Here is a 17,883-nt window from a genome sequence, read left to right as displayed (position 1 = left end):
TTCGGCCACTAGCCCCATAACCCTTGTTTATTTGTGGAATTAACCAGACGTTTGATATGTCGTTTGATCTGGTCATCGTGTTTAAATGACTCTCCTAAAAATCCTTTGATCTCACGCTCACAGAGAAGTGCTTTGACCTTGGATGCTGTTTGCTCATTACAGGCGTGAGGGTAGTTCTTGATGGCTTCTATTTCTTCGAGTAAAACAGGCAGTTCATTTCCATCGGCTCGGATCGTGACTTCTCCTTTTATGGAATCTGTGCCCAATCGGTAACGTTGTGGTTTATCTATTACCTTGAATACACCCTTAGTTTCTATTACTCCTTTTCGATAAACCGGAAGCCTTCTAAGTTCTCCATCCTTGTAACCTTTTTCTGTCTGAATAAAATATTTCAGTTTAAGGCTATCCAAAGTTGAAGGGCTTATCATGGTTGAATCAAGATGAGCTTTCGGTACGGTTACTTGATTTTCAATGGCCTTTTCATTGATCTCGAAGGTTGTTGTTAGACTAAGTGTATCTGGTGAATAATTCAGGGCACGACCCAGGATTTGTGTTGAGTCACCAATGACGAGGAACCTTGGTAATGAAAGTGTTCCCATTACTGGTTCGAATGACCTAACTTCTATTTGAGTTTGTCCGGTTCTTTTGTTCCCTTGAGCCGCTAAAAAATACGTATTCCAAGAGGTGACATCATCAGGGAACGTCATTTTGAAAGTGGCAACTCCTTTCCTATTGGTTGTAAGTGAGGGTTGCCAAAAAGCATAGTCGGAAAAATTTCTTCTGATAGGATTTGCTTGGCTTATATCTGGAAAGCTTGTCAGATCAAAATATTGTAACTCAACCATCTTTTTTGCTTGAGAGTCGTCTTTAAGGTTTACTATGACAACACCATTTGCAGCTCTTGAACCATAAATCGCTGTAGCTTGATCGCCCATTAAGAATTCCAATCTTTCAATGTCATCAGGGGTCAAATCCAAATCGGCTCCATCATAAAGCACTCCGTCTATCAAGAAAAGTGGTGAATTATCAGCTCTGACACTTGACATTCCTCTTATTCTTATGCCTGCTGAGCTTCCTGGGGTTCCTGAAATTACCACACCAGCAATTTTTCCACTTAGTGCATCATGTGCTTCTACAGTCACGGTTGATGCCGTCAGAGGTTTCTTTGTATGCACCCCGTACCCAACAATAACGACTTCCTCTAATTGTTGAATACCCGGTGTAAGTCCTACATCTATATAAGAGCGAAACCCAACGTTAATCTCCTGAGTATTATAACCTACAAATGAATAAACTAATACCGCACTTCCCGGTACGGAAATCTGATACCTGCCCTCCAAATCAGTCACAGTTCCAATGGTGGTCCCCTTCACCAAAACACTTACTCCCGGTATCCCAAGCCCAGTCTCGTCGGTAATAATTCCAGACACGATGTCCCCAGATGGTATTGGCTGTCTTCTCGTCATATTATAGATTGACTTCAGCCTATTGAAATCTCGAAAGGCGGAATAATAGCCTTCGCCAACGGACTTGACATTCCTGCTAATAATGTCATTGAAATAAAGGCTTACGGAATCTGATTGCTGGATACACGCAACGTCCAGTTTAAGGTAAAGGGTAGTATTGGGCCGGGCTTCAACACTTCTCTTTTCTAGATAATCGTTATCATCAAGCAAAACGTAAGTGTCATAGATTCCTGGCTCCAAGTCATGAAAAACTGGTGTGCTGCCTCCATAGACACGAATGAACGAAGGGTCTGCGCTTTTGAAAATGACATAGTTCTTGGGCTTGAGCTTTCTAGGGTAGGGATTCCACAAGGCAAGCGTTCCTTTTCCGTCAGTCGTTTCCTTTGGATATTCAAGATATTTGTAGTTTGCCTGTTTGTTATTCTCTACTGATTGAATAAACTCATAGATATCCTTTTCTGTAAGAATATAATCATTTAAAGACGGAGTTCGTTCATTGGGATTTATATACAATCTCTGTAAATCTGAGGATTTCATTTTTACTAGTTTTTCAGAGAACTCATATTTAAATCCGGATTCGAATTTGAAATCAATCTCATAGGAATCCATGACCTTATAGGTAGCATCTGCATAAGGGTTGAGTGGTCCCACTTGTATAGTATACTTGTTTTGAGGACTCCAATATACCCGGTCATCCTGCTTTATATAAGACTTTAAACCAAGATGGTGTACTTGTGTCAAATACCTATTGGCAAGACGCTTTTCCTGGATCGTTAGTTGGGAAGGTTTCGCTACAGTTTCTATTTGATCAGCATCTAGAGAAACTACGTTCCTATGACCTTTTACGAAGTGCACTGAATCAAATTCAATTTCGAGATTGGCCGTTCTTATTTTGAGATGATGATAGCCCTCTTTAGATGCAAAAGAGTATTTTCGTTCATGCTCTGCCATACTGAAATAAATGGGCATTTCATCCAGATAAACTATGTGAACAGGAAGTATTGCTCCATCCTGAACGACATACGGAGCAAACTGAGTAATAGAGTCCGTAGCAGGAAAGGCTTGGTTGTAAATGCCATTTTCGGGGTAGATGAACTGGTAATAGCTAATCGAATCCAGAATCATTTTTGCATTCCATACCTGCCAGTTCAGATTTTTACGTTCAATGTCTTTATCCAGCGCAGTGTTTTTTAGATTAAAATTGTTGATAAGTTTTCTGTCAGCATAGGTCTTTTCAAATTTTAGTAGTTCAGGAGGGGTATATCCTTCAAATTGACTTTTTAATCCAAAAGCCGTTACGTCCACGCCTTCCATTGCTTTTCCTTTGGAATTGGTCACCGATACCCTGACTTCCTGATTCTTACCAGGATAAACAAGAGCTGGCATATTGGATTCAACTTCCAAATTGGACTTCTCTAGTGAGATTCTATAATTTCTATCATAGGCCTTTCCTGCCCACACGTAATTAACGGATATAAAATAGTCTTTTTGCGTAGTCGTTTTTAACTGAAGGTTCCAGTCTTTACCTAATCCCCTTTCGACTTCTCTATTTTTTCGATACAGGAAATACCTGACGTCAACCCCTCTGGGATTGGCTAAACGAATGCTCAAAGAATCTGTATCCCTTTTGGCGAATATGTCGACCTGACTTGATTCATTCCTTATCGAAATGGTATCAGTAAGTGATGTTGTTTTCACAATATATTCGGTTCTTAATGGATTGAGCTTAATATGACCGGGAAGGTTAAGCGTCTGGACATCAGTTGTGCTTTGCTTATTATCAAGTCCGGTTATTAAGGCCTTTTCAGGCATCAGCGAATCGCCCCGCCAAATGCTCAAATTCAATGTATCACCCAATAGTTCGTATTTTAATTCCTTCCTTTTAAGAACATACCGGAAGCTTTTAACTTCCTGATGTACTTCAAAATCCGCTGTAATGAACTTTGCAACCAACTTATATTCTATGTCTGCTTCGGGAAAAATGTTGGATGATAAGATAATGTCTGTTTCACCAGTTGCAGCCAGTTTTGTGGAAGTCTGCCAAATTGTGTTTTTAAGATAAAGTGAATCTGAGACCAGTTCATTCAGTACCACTGGATATACTGATATTTCAGCCGAGGCATCCAGAAGATTAAGACCGTTGGTATCCGTTCCTTTAAGAAATGCAGTTATGGAGTCTCCCTGTGAAATTTCATCTGATGAGAGCCTAAGTTCAAAATTTGCCTGATCTAATTCGTAGTCTTCATAAGATATCGACTCATTGAGTAAGCATTCTCCATTTCGTACTAAATGAATTCTTATTTCGGAATCCAGTTTCAACTTTAGGCTGTCATGAAGAATAAATTCCGTTTCATAGAAGCCAGGTCGGTAGGGCGAGAGCGTTTCGATTCTTTTGGAATTTTTTCTATTGAACCTCCAGCCCGATCCTATCCATACCTCCAGTTCCTTCTGTACCAGTTTATCCCGATGGGTGAGTAAATAGGTTTTGAGTCTTACGGTGTCTCCGGGTCTATATCTCGGTTTATTTAGTGCTATGAATCCTTTATGATCCTTGCCATTTTTACAGTGGTAGTCATCAAAAATACAGGCAATTGGACGGATAAAACCCTGTGGCTCTCCCCAACTAATAGATCTTACCACATCGGCAAATGGCTTATAGACGTAGTAGAAAAGTCCCTTTGGTCGTCGTGTTTTCAAACTTCGGTAAAGATCATAAGGTGACTTAATGATGAGTGTAACCGGAATCGTAATGAACTTCAGCGGAACACTATAGAAGATTGCATTAATGGTTCTTCTGAATTTAGAATAGTCGATTTCTCTATCCATGCCAAAATGTGAGGTGATACCATTGTAGTTGACAGTAATAATCCCCTTTGAATTGTTCTTCTTTATACGGTAGGAATTTGTTTTAGCATCATATTTCAGACGCTTTGAACCCAATCTAATGACGGCATCTTTAATCTCAACACCATCGGCATCAAAGACTAGTATATTAAGATCAGAACCATTATTTAGTATTTTGATTTCAACGTTTGAAATCGTTACCAAGTCAAGCTCAAGCTGGTTTTGGACGGCTCTTACCTTAAGGTAGTTTCCAAAGGGTAAATCGGCTTGTGGCAGACTATCTGTCGGATATTCGGTAGCCAAATTGGTAAAATAGCTTTCGTCGACCTCGTTGATACCCTTCTTTACGATTTGCTCAGTTTGAGAAGTAGAAATCTGATACAAGTATGTTAGATAACTCGATTGCCTACTATCCCCGGGTGAAACCTGTGCTTTGGAAATAAAACTTAACAGAAATAGAAAAAGAAAACCAACTCTTCTCATACCAATATTCAATAATTAAATGGGTATAAATTTTATTCAAAGGCTAAAATAGCAGCTTTAATTAAATGATGCCCGATCCCCGCATATTCCATAAATAGTTCGCAATTATGTTTTTTAAAAGAGAAAGGCCTAACGAGCTAAAATTGATTGCATTAATCTTTTCATGATAATTGAATTACGACAGTCTAAATCGAAATTTCTCATCTTTTTCCTGGTTTTTTAAAAGATGGGAAGGATTTCCCAACATTTTCCCAACTTATATGAGAAAAAACTGAGAAATGAACACGCTTTTGTCCGTATTTTGTCCGCGCAGGGCAAAGAACCTTTAAAAAATGGCCCATAAATGCAATAGGGGATGATTTCCAGCCAAACAAACTTATCATACCGAGGACATGGTTTTGCTGTAACTTAGCAAGTAGATGGAAAACCTGGTGAAAATTGTAAAAATCCGATATAAATAACTTCTAAGAAGATTTTTCTTATTTCTTCTCGACCTTTCTAATCTATCCTTATTCCCAGAGACATCAAAATGATCATAAATCAAGTCCTGGGAACAAAACAAGTACCAGGACCGACATCTTAACATAGAGCAACATTTGTTATCAAAAAAGCCTTCTCAAGATTGTGAGAAGGCTTTTTAAATAGATAGCTCTGAGTTAGAAGTTGTATCTGAATCCAATACTATAATTTCTTTCGGCTGTAGCCCATCCATAACGATCTACAAAGTCTTCATTAAAGATGTTATTGATGCTCCCTGAAATTGTTAATTTTTTAAATGTATAAGACACAAAACCATCAACAAGATTATAGGAGTCTAGAATTATGTCTTCGTTTTCAGGAGTTTCTCCAACATACAAATGGGTCAATTTTACAAGCATATGCTCTACCGGTATAGCAGATAATGTAAACCCAAATTTGTTCTCGGGTACTCTCCTCAAGATTATTCCATTTGTGAGTGATCTGGTGTAAGTATATTGCCCTGAAACAGTTAGCTGCGGTAAGAACGAATAGCTGGCATTAAGCTCCACGCCATCCGTCTCGGTTTCATCATCCAGATTTATGTAACCGCCATCCGTAGATGTATCGCCGTCCGTAGATGTATCATTGAAGACAAAATCTATCAAGCTCTTATCTTTTCTATAAAAATAGACAGCTCCCAGTTGAAATTTTCCATCTGAAATCAATTCGAGCCCACCTTCGGCAGATTCGGATTCTTGTGGCTCAAGGTCTGGATTTCCCGCATCAGAGGCTAGAAAGCCAAAGTCACCGGCATACAAATGATTCAGAGATGGGGTGAGGAAAGCAGTCGCGTAAGATCCAAGAACTTTAAGCTTACCAAAACCCAGATCGATGAGGTAGCTTGGATTGATGTTCCAAACAAAGTTAGATCCGTATTCACTATGTTGATTCAAGCGCCCTCCAAGTTGGATATTGAAATTCTTTGTATCATAAATTAGCGAAGCATACGGATCAATCATTGTAAAGCTCTTACTATCTGAATCTTCCGGCTTCCAGACAGGTCGCTGCAGATTGACTCCCCCGATCAATTTAACTTCATCTGTCAGGTTCTGATCCAATAATACATCTGCCTGAAAAGTATTTCCGTTAAACTCACTGACACTTCTAATACTTGGGTCACTGAAGCTGGGCGAATCGAAGATTCGTTCATTGGTATGATAGGAAAGATTACCTTTTATACTTCCACCTGTCCATTTATAGGCAGAAGAAAATCCGAACTTTAATAACTTAAGGTCTAATTCCGAGTCATTATCTCTGAATGCACCACGGTCAAAATCGCTTTCAACATCATCATAGGCTGCCATTAAGTCGATAGAAAATCGATCCGAAAATTGGTAGCCCAATTTCCCAAGAAAGTTCATACTTTTAATTCCGTCATTATCAAAACCTTCTGTCCCCAATGTATCATGGGCAGCCGAAAACCCTTTGGAACCCCTAAAAGAGCCACTGACCAAATAGCTAAGCTTATCATCAAATGTACCCGAAACATTTGCATTAGCGGTAAGTGTATTAAAACTACCATATTCGACATTTACAACGCCTGAAGCAGCTTCTTTTGATGCTTTTTTGAGCGTTATGTTAATTACCCCTGCGGCTGCTCCGGTACCATATAGGGAGCTAAGGCCTCCTTTCAGCACTTCTATGGATTCTACCTGATCCAGGTCCAACATTCGAAGATCAAAAGTTTGAGTGAGACCCGATGGATCATTAAAAGGTATTCCATCAATAAGTATCAATGTTTGTTCGCTTTGAGCTCCTCTAATTCGATAGCTGATATTAGTTCCCGGGGTGGCAAAGTTCCCATCAATTTGCACGCCGGGTATTTCATTGAGCAAATCGGTAACATCTTTACCTCTGTTGGCTTCTATTTGCTTTCTGTCAAGTTTATAGATTGTTTTACCGGATTTTTCAAGCGTTGTTTCTGTCTTGTTCCCTGTCACAACTACATCATCCAGTTGGACAATTCTTAGGGAGTCTTGCGCTTTTGCTGTTAAACCTAAGCAGACGCATACTGCTAATAAACAGGTTTTTTTCATTCTTTGTTTCATAGATTTAATAAAACGAGCTTAACTGCTGTGTGGAGCACGTGGTGGACTTCACTTCAACTTTCACCCGAAGTTTAGTTCGAAAATAATTTTCTTCGGCAGGTCTCCTGACTTGTTCAACTGAGGCTTCCTTCCCATCCCGACAGGTCGGGACAGTGGAATTCGATTTGGCCCAAGCTTACTGAACTTACAGTTGCGGGGACAGTTCTTGATTTTCACAAGATTCCCTTTTAATCCCATGTTTTAAAGGTTAAAAACATGGAAACCGAATTGGCCACAAATTTATACTTATTCACGAACTAAAAGAGAAAAGAGCATAATTAAGTTTTTTAATGGATGAAGTTGAAATTTCAAAAACGGATTTAATTAGGTTAATTAAAATAAAATCATGAGAGAAGCTTACCTTTACACCTGAAATAAGGTGCATAAGCATAAAAGGGAATCCGGTGATATCTTCAAATGGATAAATTCCGGAGCTGCCCCCGCAGCTGTAAGCCAAACTCAGACTTTCTGAGGGGTTTTAAAACTAAGGCCACTATCCCGACCTGTCGGGATGGGAAGGCATAAAACTTGGCAAGCCAGAAGACCTACCTATTTCAAAACCAACAATTCGACGCTTAGGGGATGAAGTTATCGAATGCAACAACATACAGGGACAACTACGTTCCATGCATTTATCGCCTTTTTGTGAATTGAAACAATGGATTAATGATGAATGAATGAAAACGTATCTAATAGGCACCACGCTACTCATTTTACTAGTTGCTTGCCAGCAAACTCAAAATCAATCAGCAAAAAGTGAAGCCTCCGACTCGGTTAAGGCGGTCACCTCATTTACACCTGAAATAACCTATGCCAAACACTTCACGATAGCGGTTCACGAAAATTTTAAGTCCGTTATTGTCAAAAACCCTTGGGTGGAAGATGATACGTTGGTTTCTTATGTTCTGTATTCAAAAGAGGCAGCAGCACCTTTCTCCGTCGACTGGGCAGAGTTTGTGATTCCGGTACCAATTGATGAGGTGGTTACCACATCCAGCCCCCACATTGGTTTGATTGGATTGCTGGACGAACTGGACAAAATCACAGGAGTATCGAATGACAGGTATGTGTATAACCCCCATATCTACAAAAAAATCAGCGAGGGTCAAATACGACAAGTAGGCTCTCTTAAGGAAAGCAACCTGGAAATTTTATTGGATTTATCCCCTGACTTAGTCATGAAAACAGGTGTTGATAATGTAAGAAATGAAGATGAACGTTTGACAGAGGCCGGTGTACCGATTTCTTATAACGTTGAATGGATGGAGAAGAATATGCTGGCGAGGGCAGAATGGATTAAGTTTGTCGGGGCTTTTTTCAATAAAGATGAAAAGGCAGATTCTATCTTCAGGCGTATCGAAAAGGAATACCTGAAAGCAAGAGCGATTACGGCAGACATTGATTTCCGGCCTGCTATTATGACGGGGAATAATTTTAAAGGAACCTGGTATATGCCAGGTTCAAATAGTTATCTAACCAAGCTTATCCAAGATGCGGGTGGAGATTATTATTATAAAAATGAGAAATCAACAGGTAGCCTCCCACTTAGTTTTGAAGTGGTTCTCGATAACTTAATTGAGTCCGATTTTTGGATTGGCCCGAGGGCTGAGTCGCTAAAAGAACTGGAAATGATGGATGAGAGATATACCCTTTTTAAAGCTTTCAGGGATGGGAACGTATATACCTTCAATAAAAGAATGAGTGAAAATGGGGGCAATGACTATTGGGAAAGTGGTATGGCCCGGCCCGACCTCATCTTAAAAGATGTCATTAAAATCTTCCACCCTGAGCTTCTACCCAATCATCAACTTTACTATTACAAAAAACTACAATAAAAGCGTTAGAAGTTGACCGCTGACAATGAACATATATTGAAACCCTGGCTGGTCGTACTCATTGGCATTGGGTTGATTATTAGTTTATTTTTGCTCGATCTTAGTTTGGGAAGTGTGAAGATATCCGTAAAAGATTTATTCCATATCATCTTTGGAGAGGCGCCTAAGAAATCATGGGAATATATTTTTTTTAACTTCAGGCTCCCTAAAGCCGTAACGGCTATCTTAACCGGAGCCGGTATTTCGGTAGCCGGCTTGCAGATGCAAACGCTCTTTAAAAACCCTCTGGCAGGCCCTTCGGTATTAGGTATCAGTCACGGCGCAAGCTTGGGTGTAGCTGTCTTTGTGCTTTCTTCTACAGCTATCTTCGGGATAAGTACCAATTTTCAGGAGACCTTGGGAAGTTGGGGGTTGGTGTTTTTCGCTATTGGGGGTTCGTTTTTAGTGCTTTTCAGCGTATTGTTTGCTTCTGCGCGATTATCGGACAATGTGACCGTGTTGATTGTTGGGATGATGTTTGGATTTATTACAGGAGCTGTGGTGAATATCCTGCAATACTTCAGTGATCCCGAATTGATCCAAAACTTTCTTGTATGGACATTCGGAAGCCTTTCCGGGGTTACCTGGTCGCAATTATATATGATGGGGCCAATTATTGTTCTTATGCTCTTGCTTTCCCTTATATATTCCAAGCAGATGAACGCATTACTGCTGGGAGAGAACTATGCTACCGGTGTTGGTGTCAACGTTTCTCGAACAAGGATGAAACTTATTTTGATTACCAGTGTGACGGCTGGAACGATTACTGCGTTTACCGGCCCCATCGCTTTTATTGGTGTGGCAGTGCCTCACTTAGCTCGTTTACTTTTCCGTACTTCAAATCATAAGGTGTTGATTCCAGCTACTATGATGTGTGGCACGATGATTATGCTCATTTGCGATATAGTTTCGCAATTGCCAGGTTTGCAAACTACACTTCCGCTCAATTCCATCACAGCATTGTTCGGTGCTCCTGTCATCTTAGCAATTATTATTAAAAACAAGAAAATGAAAGGCGCATTTTGATGGAAATTAAAGCGTTAACAAACAGAAATTCTGCGTACTTCACTGTCCCGATTCTATATACCAGTGGATTGACAATAGGCTACAAAACAAGGCGCAGTACACTCACCCTCGAAAAGAACCTGAATGTAAAAATTCACAATGGCGAGCTTGTCTGTCTGATTGGTCCCAATGGTTGTGGCAAGTCCACGCTTATGCGTACCATTGCCGGTCTTCAAAAGCCACTGAATGGAGAGGCGTACATTTCTGAAGTCGATGTAAAAAGAATTAAGCCACATCAATATGCCCGGCTATTGAGCTTAGTACTTACTGATAAAATAAACGTGGGAGCTATGACGGTGATGGATATTGTCTCTATTGGGCGGTATCCTTATACCAACTATTTTGCGAAGCTGGAAGCTAAAGATCACGTAATGATTCAGCGTGCGTTGGAAAATGTTCATTTAGGTGATTACAAATATCGGTTTTTTAATGAACTGAGTGATGGAGAAAAGCAACGTGTACTCATCGCCAAAGCACTGGCACAGGATACTCCATTAATCATGCTGGATGAACCAACGGCTCACCTGGACCTGCCAAACCGTGTGGAAATCATGAACATCCTCAAACGTTTGGTTAAAGAAACCAACAAAGCCATATTACTGTCTACACACGAGCTCGATCTTGCGCTTCAAACTGCGGATACAATCTGGCTGATGAATCAAGATGAGGATCTGAAAAGTGGGGCCCCGGAAGATTTGGTTTTATCCGGTATGTTTGAACGTGTGTTTAAAAGCAATGCTTTTCACTTTGATAAGCTTTCCGGCGCTTTTAAAGTAGTCCATCCTGCCAAAGGGAAAATATCGTTATCAGGAACCGATATTCAAAGCACATGGACCCGACGTGCGTTGGAAAGAGAAGGCTACCAGGTGGTAGCCGACCCAAACTCCTCTATTAAAGTGCATTACGAAAATGACCAGTGGCTGCTAAACATCCAAAATAGTACTTTCCGGTGTCAAAATATTGCTGAAATGCTTAAGGTATTGCGTCATGAACAGTACCCAGACTAGCCGTTAGGGCAATGGTCAGGCTTTCTTTTTCCGCTTGTATAGAAACAAGTTCCACTTTTCTTCCGCTACACCATGTTGGTCCATCTCGGCACGTGCAAGGGTGAAAAAGAGATCGGACAGGCGATTAATATAGGCAGATACATATTCTTCCACACAAGCCGGATCTTCATCAGCCAGGCTCACCAATGCCCGCTCACCACGTCTGATTTGTGTTCGGCAAACGTGGCACAAGGCAGAGATTTCATTCCCGCCCGGCAACAGAAAATAATCGGAAGGGCTGCTCAATGTATGCTCTACTTCGTCAATCCATTGTTCGCAGAAATCAGCCCCATCCACAGGTTTAGGGTTTTGATTTTCTTTGTTGGAAACGGAGGGGCGAGCGAGGTGCGACATCATGTCCATGAGGTCTTTTTGGATCCGGTGTAAATTACCCTGCCAATCGTGATCAGATCCCAGCTTAGCACGAAGCAAGCCTATCGTACTGTTCACTTCATCCAAAGTCCCCAGACATTCAATGCGGGGACCATTTTTAGGTTCCCGCTTTCCACCAAATACTCCCGTCATTCCTTTGTCTCCTTTTCTTGTATATATTTTCATAATTCTTTAGCTTATTAATTAAATTTAGTCGCAGTTTTTAATCGATTCAAATGCCTAAGTCTTTACAAAGGTATGGACAAAATTAACCCTAATTGAGACAGTATCCTTGGGGAGCTTAACAATATCAAATCTTTTTTCAGCATAAATTTTCAATAATGCTTGCTCCAACGCCAAACAGTAACCGAATTCCTGTAATCGTTGTTCATCCTTATGGTAAATATCTTCCCAGGTAGGGGTGAAAAATACCTTCTTACGGAATTTTTCTTTGTAAGGAAATCGGACAAGTTGTGATGGTATCGGTTTACCCTCTACTTCAAGGTAAGCGATTAAATCAAGTATGGAACGATCTGTAAAATAGGCATTCGGACTTAATTCAAGCGCTTGTAGCGAAGCTTCATAAACTAATGCTGCAAATCGATCCAGATCTCCCCAGGGCATTCCATTCCCTACTCCTTCCTGTTCGCAGATAATGACCTTTCGAGATACTTCATGCATACAAGGATATTCCTTTTCCAGGGCATTGATCAAAGTGGTTTTTCCCGTGCCTGGCGCTCCGGTAATGATATATTTCTTAATGTATGCCTCCATATACCCAATAAATGATGAAACCGTACAACATACAAAAGAGAATAGTACTGGCCCAATTCACGTAGATTGCTGTTGTTAAATCACTATGATTGATTGTTCGGGGATTACTGCCTATATAGGGTTTGTCCACCAATTTCCCATAATAAAAATTAGGACCGCCAAACTGACAATTCAAAATGTAGGCCAATGCCGCTTCAGGATATCCCGCATTCGGGCTTGCATGCTTCTTCCCTTCATGAAATACAAAGCGAAAGCCCTTGAACCTGAGGTTTGTTATCAAGATCAAAAATGCTGTGATCCTGGCAGGTATAAAATTGGCAATATCATCCAACTTGGCGGCAAACTTTCCAAATGATCTATACCGGTCAGATTTGTACCCGATCATAGAGTCGAAGGTATTGATCATCTTATACGCAACCGCACCTGGCACTCCAAACAGAAAGAAGTAAAACAAGGGCGCAATCACCCCATCACTTAAATTCTCGGAGAGCGTCTCCAGCGTAGCTGTTCGTATTTGCTGCTCATTGAGCTTTGAAGTATCCCTCCCTACAATCCATGAAAGGCGTTTTCTGCCGGCCACTACCCCTTTCTTTTTTAACGTATCGAATACAGCCTTCCCTTCCTTGATAAGCGTTCGGTTTGCCAGGCAGTAAAAGAGTAATATAATAGCTACGATATCGGCAATAAGCGGATTGATTTCATACAGCCAATCCAACAGAAGGGCCGGTAGCAAATAAGCAAGCACCACAAGGAGGATCACTAATAGCAACCCTTTCAAAAATCTGCCATTGCCTTTGTTGAGTCGTTGCTCACCTTTGGCAATAGCATTGCCGAAAAGCACGATCAGGTGCGGCATCCATCTTGGATCGCCAAAGGCCGAGTCAAGCAAAAACGCAAATAGAAGTATGTAAACCTTGTTTATTTCCACTGCTTTAATGCTTTTATCAGGTCGCTTTGTGCTTCATGGCTTTGAGTGGACAGGCGGATGTATTCACCATGAAGTTTTTTGAAATTAGTGGCATCACGTATCAGTATTCCATATTGTACCGCCAGGTAGTTCTTAAGTTCAGCGGCAGTACCTCTTTTTAATTTAACAAGGAAATAAGTAGTATGGCTGGGTATCACTTCCAGCCAGTCTATCTCCGAAAGCTTCTGTATAAACGCTTGTGCCTCGTTGAGCAGCTCTTCAACATTGAATAGCCAGCGATCATAATGTTTAAATAATTGTAATCCTGCGTGTATCGCCAACACATTGACACTCCAGGGCATTTTTTTGGTGAGAAGTTGCGTAATGATAGCTGATGAGGCGGTTACATAACCCAACCTGATGCCAGGGATGGAAAAGGTTTTGGTCAGGGAACGGACGACAATCAGGTTAGTGAAACGCTTTACCAAAGGGGCAAGGGATTCGAGTTGAACAGTAAATTCAATGTATGCCTCGTCTATCACAAAGGTTGTATCGGGAGCTTGCTCAATTAGCTTTATTAATTCTATAGTAGGGATAATGCTACCGTCCGGGTTATTAGGATTGCCAATAAAAACAAGGTCATAATTAATAGGTGTAAGTGCTGCCTTATCTACCAGTTCACAATTTAATCCATACATTTTACAGGCATCTTCATATTCGGAAAAGGTGGGTGCTACTATTGCGGCATATTTGTTTGAGAATGCGTGCGCAATGAGATAAAATGCCTCAGTGGCACCATTGGTAAACAGACATTGATCCATTGGCAAATCAAACTTGCCGGCAGCTACGCCACTTAGTTCTTCGGCAGCAGGAGAGGGATAGCTTTGTATGGCATGTGTATAAGACGACATCTCAGCAAGTAGCTCAGGTGGGCATCCCTTGTAATAAACGTTGGAACTAAAGTTGTGCTTTATAGTTCCCCCATATAGATGAATATCGTCCCCATGCCCATTAATCATTGTTTTTGCTGTTTTCTATGATAGTATCCATATCCAGGTGTTGGTCAATCCAGTCCGACAACTTTTCATACTGCGCTTCCTTAAAAGTCAAATAATCCATGGCCTGGGCTTCCTTGTATTTTAAATGCAACAATTCGTTTACAACAATTTGATTATCTAATATCCCGTGAAAGTACGTTCCCCAGCTTTTATCTCCATCAAAGTAGCCTTCCGGTGTTCCATTAACCATGTTTAGATGCTTGCCAGCAGGCACAGAAGTCTCCCCCATGTGGATCTCGTAACCAGTACAAGCGGTGTCATACTTCTTGAATGTAAAGTCTTGCTGGAGGGTGGTTTTTTCTTTGGTCAACGTAGTGGTAACATCAAACAAACCAAGGCCCTCTTCTTTGCCTCTATTGCTTTCTACTTCGTACGGGTCCTTAATCCATTGCCCCATCATTTGATACCCCCCGCAAATTCCAATAACAGGAATCTTACCATACATCGCTTTGATGGTTTCGGTTAGCCCGTCTTTCTTTAAAGCCACCAGATCTTCAATGGTGTTTTTCGTGCCTGGTATGATGAGCACATCTGCTTTTTTCAGTTCTTCATGATCTCGGGTATAATACAGATTGATCAACGGTTCTTGCTCTATGGCTTGAAAGTCCGTATAGTTTGACAGATAATGCAGTTGTACAATAGCTACATTAAGTTTATCCTTTTGGGCCGCGGTTTTCCTTTGTTTAAGTGCCACAGAGTCTTCTTCTTCCAATACAATGTCCGAAGCATAAGGCAACACCCCAAGCACGGGAGTAGCCGTCAACTCATCGAGCATTGTTTTTCCTTCTTCAAAAAGCGTCATATCACCTCGGAATTTATTGACAATTATCCCCTTAATCAATTTTCTTTCCCATTCTTCCAAAAGAGCGATTGTGCCATAAACACTTCCGAATATCCCGCCTTTATCGATATCAGCTACAAGGTACACACAGGCGTTAGCTACTTGCGCCATTCTCATGTTTGTGATGTCCCTGTGCTTCAGGTTCAACTCGCTGATGCTTCCTGCCCCTTCCATCACAACGGGACAATAAGTATCGTTTAGCGTATAAAATGCCTTTTTAGCCTCTTCAAATAGTTGGCTTTTGTTATTGGAGAAGTACTCCCTGGCGGTCTGGTTGCCTATCGGTTTTCCATAAAGTACAACCTGAGATTGGTTTGTGGATGAAGGCTTTAATAAAACAGGATTCATCTCTACCCTGGGTGCAAGCCGACAGGCCCCAGCCTGTACCGCCTGTGCCCTGCCAATTTCCAACCCGTCTGCCGTAGAAAAACTATTGAGTGACATGTTTTGAGCCTTGAAAGGCGCAGGGGCAAAACCATGTTTTTTTAGCCAGCGACAAATACCTGTAGTCACCCAGCTCTTCCCGACATCAGATCCGGTTCCCACAATCATGATTGGCCTCATCTTTTCCATTGATTCACTTCTGCTCAAATTTTGGATATATCTGTCTTAAACTATTTATCTAAATTAAATCTCAAATTTGCAAATAAATGCTAATTTTACATCGTTTTGGTGGATTTCCTTTTTATAAGGAAACCTTAATATGGGAATCCGGTGATTCAGTAGAAAAATCCGGAGCTGTACCCGCAACTGTTAGTCCCTCGAGGATGTTTCTGAAATTCATTGGCCACTGTCCCAGCATATTTGGATGGGAAGGCTTCGGAAACCGGACGAGCCAGGAGACCTGCCGGAACACGACTTTATCAAAGCTTTCGGGAATAAAGGCTAAATGATACTTTGTACCAATCTAGTAAATCGCATTATCCTTATCAGATAATGTTTGGGCGTTACAATGTGGCATCTATCTTATTTCGGAAAGCGAGTAACAGAAATAAGAAATGACTGCCGAATTAGTCCTTATAGGTCTTCAAATGCTTTTTCTGAGTCTCTACGGAGCATCTGGCACTGCGCAATTTCTTTCTGACAAAAGGAGAGGTTGGATGGCTTTCACCATTGTGTTTTTAATGGTTGCCTTTTCCTGTATATTCTTTGAAAGCCAGCTGAAAGGTAGTATTCAGCTAATACTGTTTTTACTGCTTGTTTTAGATTACCTGCTTCACTCAGTAAACCCTCCTTCAAAATGGAAGCGCGCACTCATCAGTAGTATGATAACCTTTATGAGCTGCTCCCTCATTTTTTTGCAATGGCAAAATGTAATGGTGGGGGTGGGGGTTATTCCTGTGGCTGGCCTTTTGTTTTGGTTGATTAAAAAATGGTCTGTTTGGTTGACAAAGGTCCGGGAGTATTTTCTAAAAGCAGGAACAATCATTACCTTATTTTTTGTGTTAGAGCCTGTACTCATAAGCATTCAGCAAAATCTGAAACCTATGGCTACCATTCCTATTTCTTCAATTGTTAATCAACAAAACTTTATACTTCTTGGCGTGCTGGTAATGCTCATGCTCGGAGGATTTGTTTTGAAAGAAAAATCAAGACTTTAAATCGTATGAATATTTTAGAATCATCATTATTAGCCATTGCTAATTTGCTTTACTACCCGGTTATTATTGGAATATTTTTGGTATTGGCGCATCAGGCCGTGGCAGCAGGTAAGTTTATGAGTGAGTTAAGGCAAAGACGAAGCAATAACTTTAAGAGAATCAATATGTTCAAAGCACAACATAAAGTTTACTTCGAATCTCCCTCCTCTACCTATAAAGCAATAGAATTCGATCTTTTACATCAACTCCGTAGTTGGCATCAAGCCTATATCAAATCCCTGAGCAATAATAGATTGGTAATAAAAGCAGGCCCGTCACTTGGCCTCATGGGAACACTTATCCCCATGGGAACAGCGCTTTCTTCATTGTCACAAGGTGATCTTATGATTATGTCGGCCAATATGGTAACGGCATTCACCACCACCGTAGTGGGTATGGCCTGCGGGCTGACAGCTTTTCTGATGAATTACAAGCAAACAGAATGGATGAGGCAGGATCTCCTTGAATGTGAAAGCATGTGTGAAAGAAGCCTGGTGGATTGGGAGCGTACAGAACACGGAAAAGAAAAGTTAATCAACGCATAAACACAAGAGAAGATGAGTATTTCAAGAAGACATTCCTTTATCGATGACGAGCTTTCTTCGGAAGCAGACCCCATAAGCAGTATGGCTAACCTTTTTGATGTTAGTATGGTGTTCATCGTTGCACTTTTTTTTGCGCTGTTTATGGCATACAGCACACTTGATCTGTTCAATCAGGATTCAGAATTAATTATTACCAAAACAATGCCTAATGGCGAATTACAGATCATTACTAAAAAGGGGAAAGAAATTAAAATAGAGAAGGTAACCGAAACCACAGAATCAGGCAAAGGGGTGAAATTGGGTACGGCCTATGAACTGGAGGACGGACGAATTATTTATATCCCTGAAAAATAACAATCCAA

Annotated in this window: 13 protein-coding genes and 3 riboswitches; of the genes, 6 read left to right on the top strand and 7 right to left on the bottom strand. The window is 40.8% G+C overall.

Going from position 1 to position 17,883, the window contains the following annotated elements; all coding sequences use genetic code 11:
- Positions 1 to 8: 8 nt before the first annotated feature.
- Positions 9 to 4,793: a carboxypeptidase-like regulatory domain-containing protein gene (locus AC04NP_RS19220; RefSeq protein WP_482861555.1), complete on the bottom strand. Its 4,785-nt coding sequence runs from the start codon at positions 4,791 to 4,793 to the stop codon at positions 9 to 11.
- A 656-nt stretch (positions 4,794 to 5,449) separates the two neighbouring features.
- Entirely contained in the window at positions 5,450 to 7,348 is a 1,899-nt protein-coding gene (locus AC04NP_RS19215) for a TonB-dependent receptor plug domain-containing protein (protein ID WP_482861554.1), read from the bottom strand.
- Between the two features lie 89 nt (positions 7,349 to 7,437).
- A riboswitch (cobalamin riboswitch) is annotated at positions 7,438 to 7,642 on the bottom strand.
- A 117-nt stretch (positions 7,643 to 7,759) separates the two neighbouring features.
- Positions 7,760 to 7,966: riboswitch (cobalamin riboswitch) on the top strand.
- 110 nt (positions 7,967 to 8,076) lie between these two features.
- Here AC04NP_RS19215 and AC04NP_RS19210 point away from each other — a divergent pair.
- The 3 genes from AC04NP_RS19210 to AC04NP_RS19200 are packed head-to-tail and all read left to right on the top strand — an operon-like array spanning position 8,077 to position 11,345.
- Positions 8,077 to 9,234 (top strand): ABC transporter substrate-binding protein, encoded by a 1,158-nt coding sequence (locus AC04NP_RS19210; protein WP_482861553.1) that lies wholly within the window; start codon positions 8,077 to 8,079, stop codon positions 9,232 to 9,234.
- A gap of 36 nt (positions 9,235 to 9,270) precedes the next feature.
- The gene (locus AC04NP_RS19205) at positions 9,271 to 10,299 is read left to right on the top strand and encodes an iron chelate uptake ABC transporter family permease subunit (RefSeq protein WP_482861552.1); all 1,029 of its coding nucleotides are present in this window, start codon (positions 9,271 to 9,273) and stop codon (positions 10,297 to 10,299) included.
- Entirely contained in the window at positions 10,299 to 11,345 is a 1,047-nt protein-coding gene (locus AC04NP_RS19200) for an ABC transporter ATP-binding protein (RefSeq protein ID WP_482861551.1), read from the top strand. The genes AC04NP_RS19205 and AC04NP_RS19200 overlap by 1 nt, the downstream gene beginning before the upstream one ends.
- Positions 11,346 to 11,360: 15 nt before the next feature.
- On the opposite strand, the gene AC04NP_RS19195 is transcribed toward AC04NP_RS19200, so the two are convergent.
- Genes AC04NP_RS19195 through AC04NP_RS19175 form a run of 5 tightly spaced genes read right to left on the bottom strand, consistent with a single transcriptional unit; the run spans position 11,361 to position 15,927 of the window.
- Positions 11,361 to 11,942 carry a cob(I)yrinic acid a,c-diamide adenosyltransferase gene (locus tag AC04NP_RS19195; RefSeq protein ID WP_482861550.1) on the bottom strand — a complete coding sequence of 194 codons (582 nt, stop codon included), beginning with the start codon at positions 11,940 to 11,942 and terminating at the stop codon, positions 11,361 to 11,363.
- 54 nt (positions 11,943 to 11,996) lie between these two features.
- Positions 11,997 to 12,530 (bottom strand): AAA family ATPase, encoded by a 534-nt coding sequence (locus tag AC04NP_RS19190; protein ID WP_482861549.1) that lies wholly within the window; start codon positions 12,528 to 12,530, stop codon positions 11,997 to 11,999.
- Positions 12,514 to 13,458: an adenosylcobinamide-phosphate synthase CbiB gene (gene cbiB, locus AC04NP_RS19185; protein ID WP_482861548.1), complete on the bottom strand. Its 945-nt coding sequence runs from the start codon at positions 13,456 to 13,458 to the stop codon at positions 12,514 to 12,516. The genes AC04NP_RS19190 and cbiB overlap by 17 nt, the downstream gene beginning before the upstream one ends.
- Positions 13,449 to 14,456: a pyridoxal phosphate-dependent aminotransferase gene (locus tag AC04NP_RS19180; RefSeq protein ID WP_482861547.1), complete on the bottom strand. Its 1,008-nt coding sequence runs from the start codon at positions 14,454 to 14,456 to the stop codon at positions 13,449 to 13,451. Before AC04NP_RS19180 ends, cbiB begins: the two co-directional genes overlap by 10 nt.
- On the bottom strand, positions 14,449 to 15,927 hold the full coding sequence (locus AC04NP_RS19175; protein ID WP_482861546.1) for a cobyric acid synthase: 1,479 nt from the start codon (positions 15,925 to 15,927) through the stop codon (positions 14,449 to 14,451). The genes AC04NP_RS19180 and AC04NP_RS19175 overlap by 8 nt, the downstream gene beginning before the upstream one ends.
- A gap of 62 nt (positions 15,928 to 15,989) precedes the next feature.
- Positions 15,990 to 16,202: riboswitch (cobalamin riboswitch) on the top strand.
- Between the two features lie 132 nt (positions 16,203 to 16,334).
- Here AC04NP_RS19175 and AC04NP_RS19170 point away from each other — a divergent pair.
- Genes AC04NP_RS19170 through AC04NP_RS19160 form a run of 3 tightly spaced genes read left to right on the top strand, consistent with a single transcriptional unit; the run spans position 16,335 to position 17,875 of the window.
- Positions 16,335 to 16,937, top strand: coding sequence for a hypothetical protein (locus AC04NP_RS19170; protein ID WP_482861545.1), 603 nt, complete (start codon positions 16,335 to 16,337; stop codon positions 16,935 to 16,937).
- A 5-nt stretch (positions 16,938 to 16,942) separates the two neighbouring features.
- Positions 16,943 to 17,521, top strand: coding sequence for a MotA/TolQ/ExbB proton channel family protein (locus AC04NP_RS19165; RefSeq protein ID WP_482861544.1), 579 nt, complete (start codon positions 16,943 to 16,945; stop codon positions 17,519 to 17,521).
- A gap of 12 nt (positions 17,522 to 17,533) precedes the next feature.
- Positions 17,534 to 17,875: a DUF2149 domain-containing protein gene (locus AC04NP_RS19160; RefSeq protein ID WP_482861543.1), complete on the top strand. Its 342-nt coding sequence runs from the start codon at positions 17,534 to 17,536 to the stop codon at positions 17,873 to 17,875.
- Positions 17,876 to 17,883 lie beyond the last annotated feature (8 nt).

It is taken from the genome of Agaribacillus sp. DX54, from assembly GCF_056858335.1.
This window is presented reverse-complemented; position numbering and strand designations above follow the sequence as displayed.

Bases quoted from the DNA above. Each gene is read 5' to 3' on its own strand.
- AC04NP_RS19220 (WP_482861555.1), bottom strand. From the start codon at position 4,793: ATGAGAAGAGTTGGTTTTCTTTTTCTATTTCTGTTAAGTTTTATTTCC.
- AC04NP_RS19215 (WP_482861554.1), bottom strand. From the start codon at position 7,348: ATGAAAAAAACCTGTTTATTAGCAGTATGCGTCTGCTTAGGTTTAACA.
- AC04NP_RS19210 (WP_482861553.1), top strand. From the start codon at position 8,077: ATGAAAACGTATCTAATAGGCACCACGCTACTCATTTTACTAGTTGCT.
- AC04NP_RS19200 (WP_482861551.1), top strand. From the start codon at position 10,299: ATGGAAATTAAAGCGTTAACAAACAGAAATTCTGCGTACTTCACTGTC.
- AC04NP_RS19195 (WP_482861550.1), bottom strand. From the start codon at position 11,942: ATGAAAATATATACAAGAAAAGGAGACAAAGGAATGACGGGAGTATTT.
- AC04NP_RS19190 (WP_482861549.1), bottom strand. From the start codon at position 12,530: ATGGAGGCATACATTAAGAAATATATCATTACCGGAGCGCCAGGCACG.
- AC04NP_RS19180 (WP_482861547.1), bottom strand. From the start codon at position 14,456: ATGATTAATGGGCATGGGGACGATATTCATCTATATGGGGGAACTATA.
- AC04NP_RS19170 (WP_482861545.1), top strand. From the start codon at position 16,335: ATGACTGCCGAATTAGTCCTTATAGGTCTTCAAATGCTTTTTCTGAGT.
- AC04NP_RS19165 (WP_482861544.1), top strand. From the start codon at position 16,943: ATGAATATTTTAGAATCATCATTATTAGCCATTGCTAATTTGCTTTAC.
- AC04NP_RS19160 (WP_482861543.1), top strand. From the start codon at position 17,534: ATGAGTATTTCAAGAAGACATTCCTTTATCGATGACGAGCTTTCTTCG.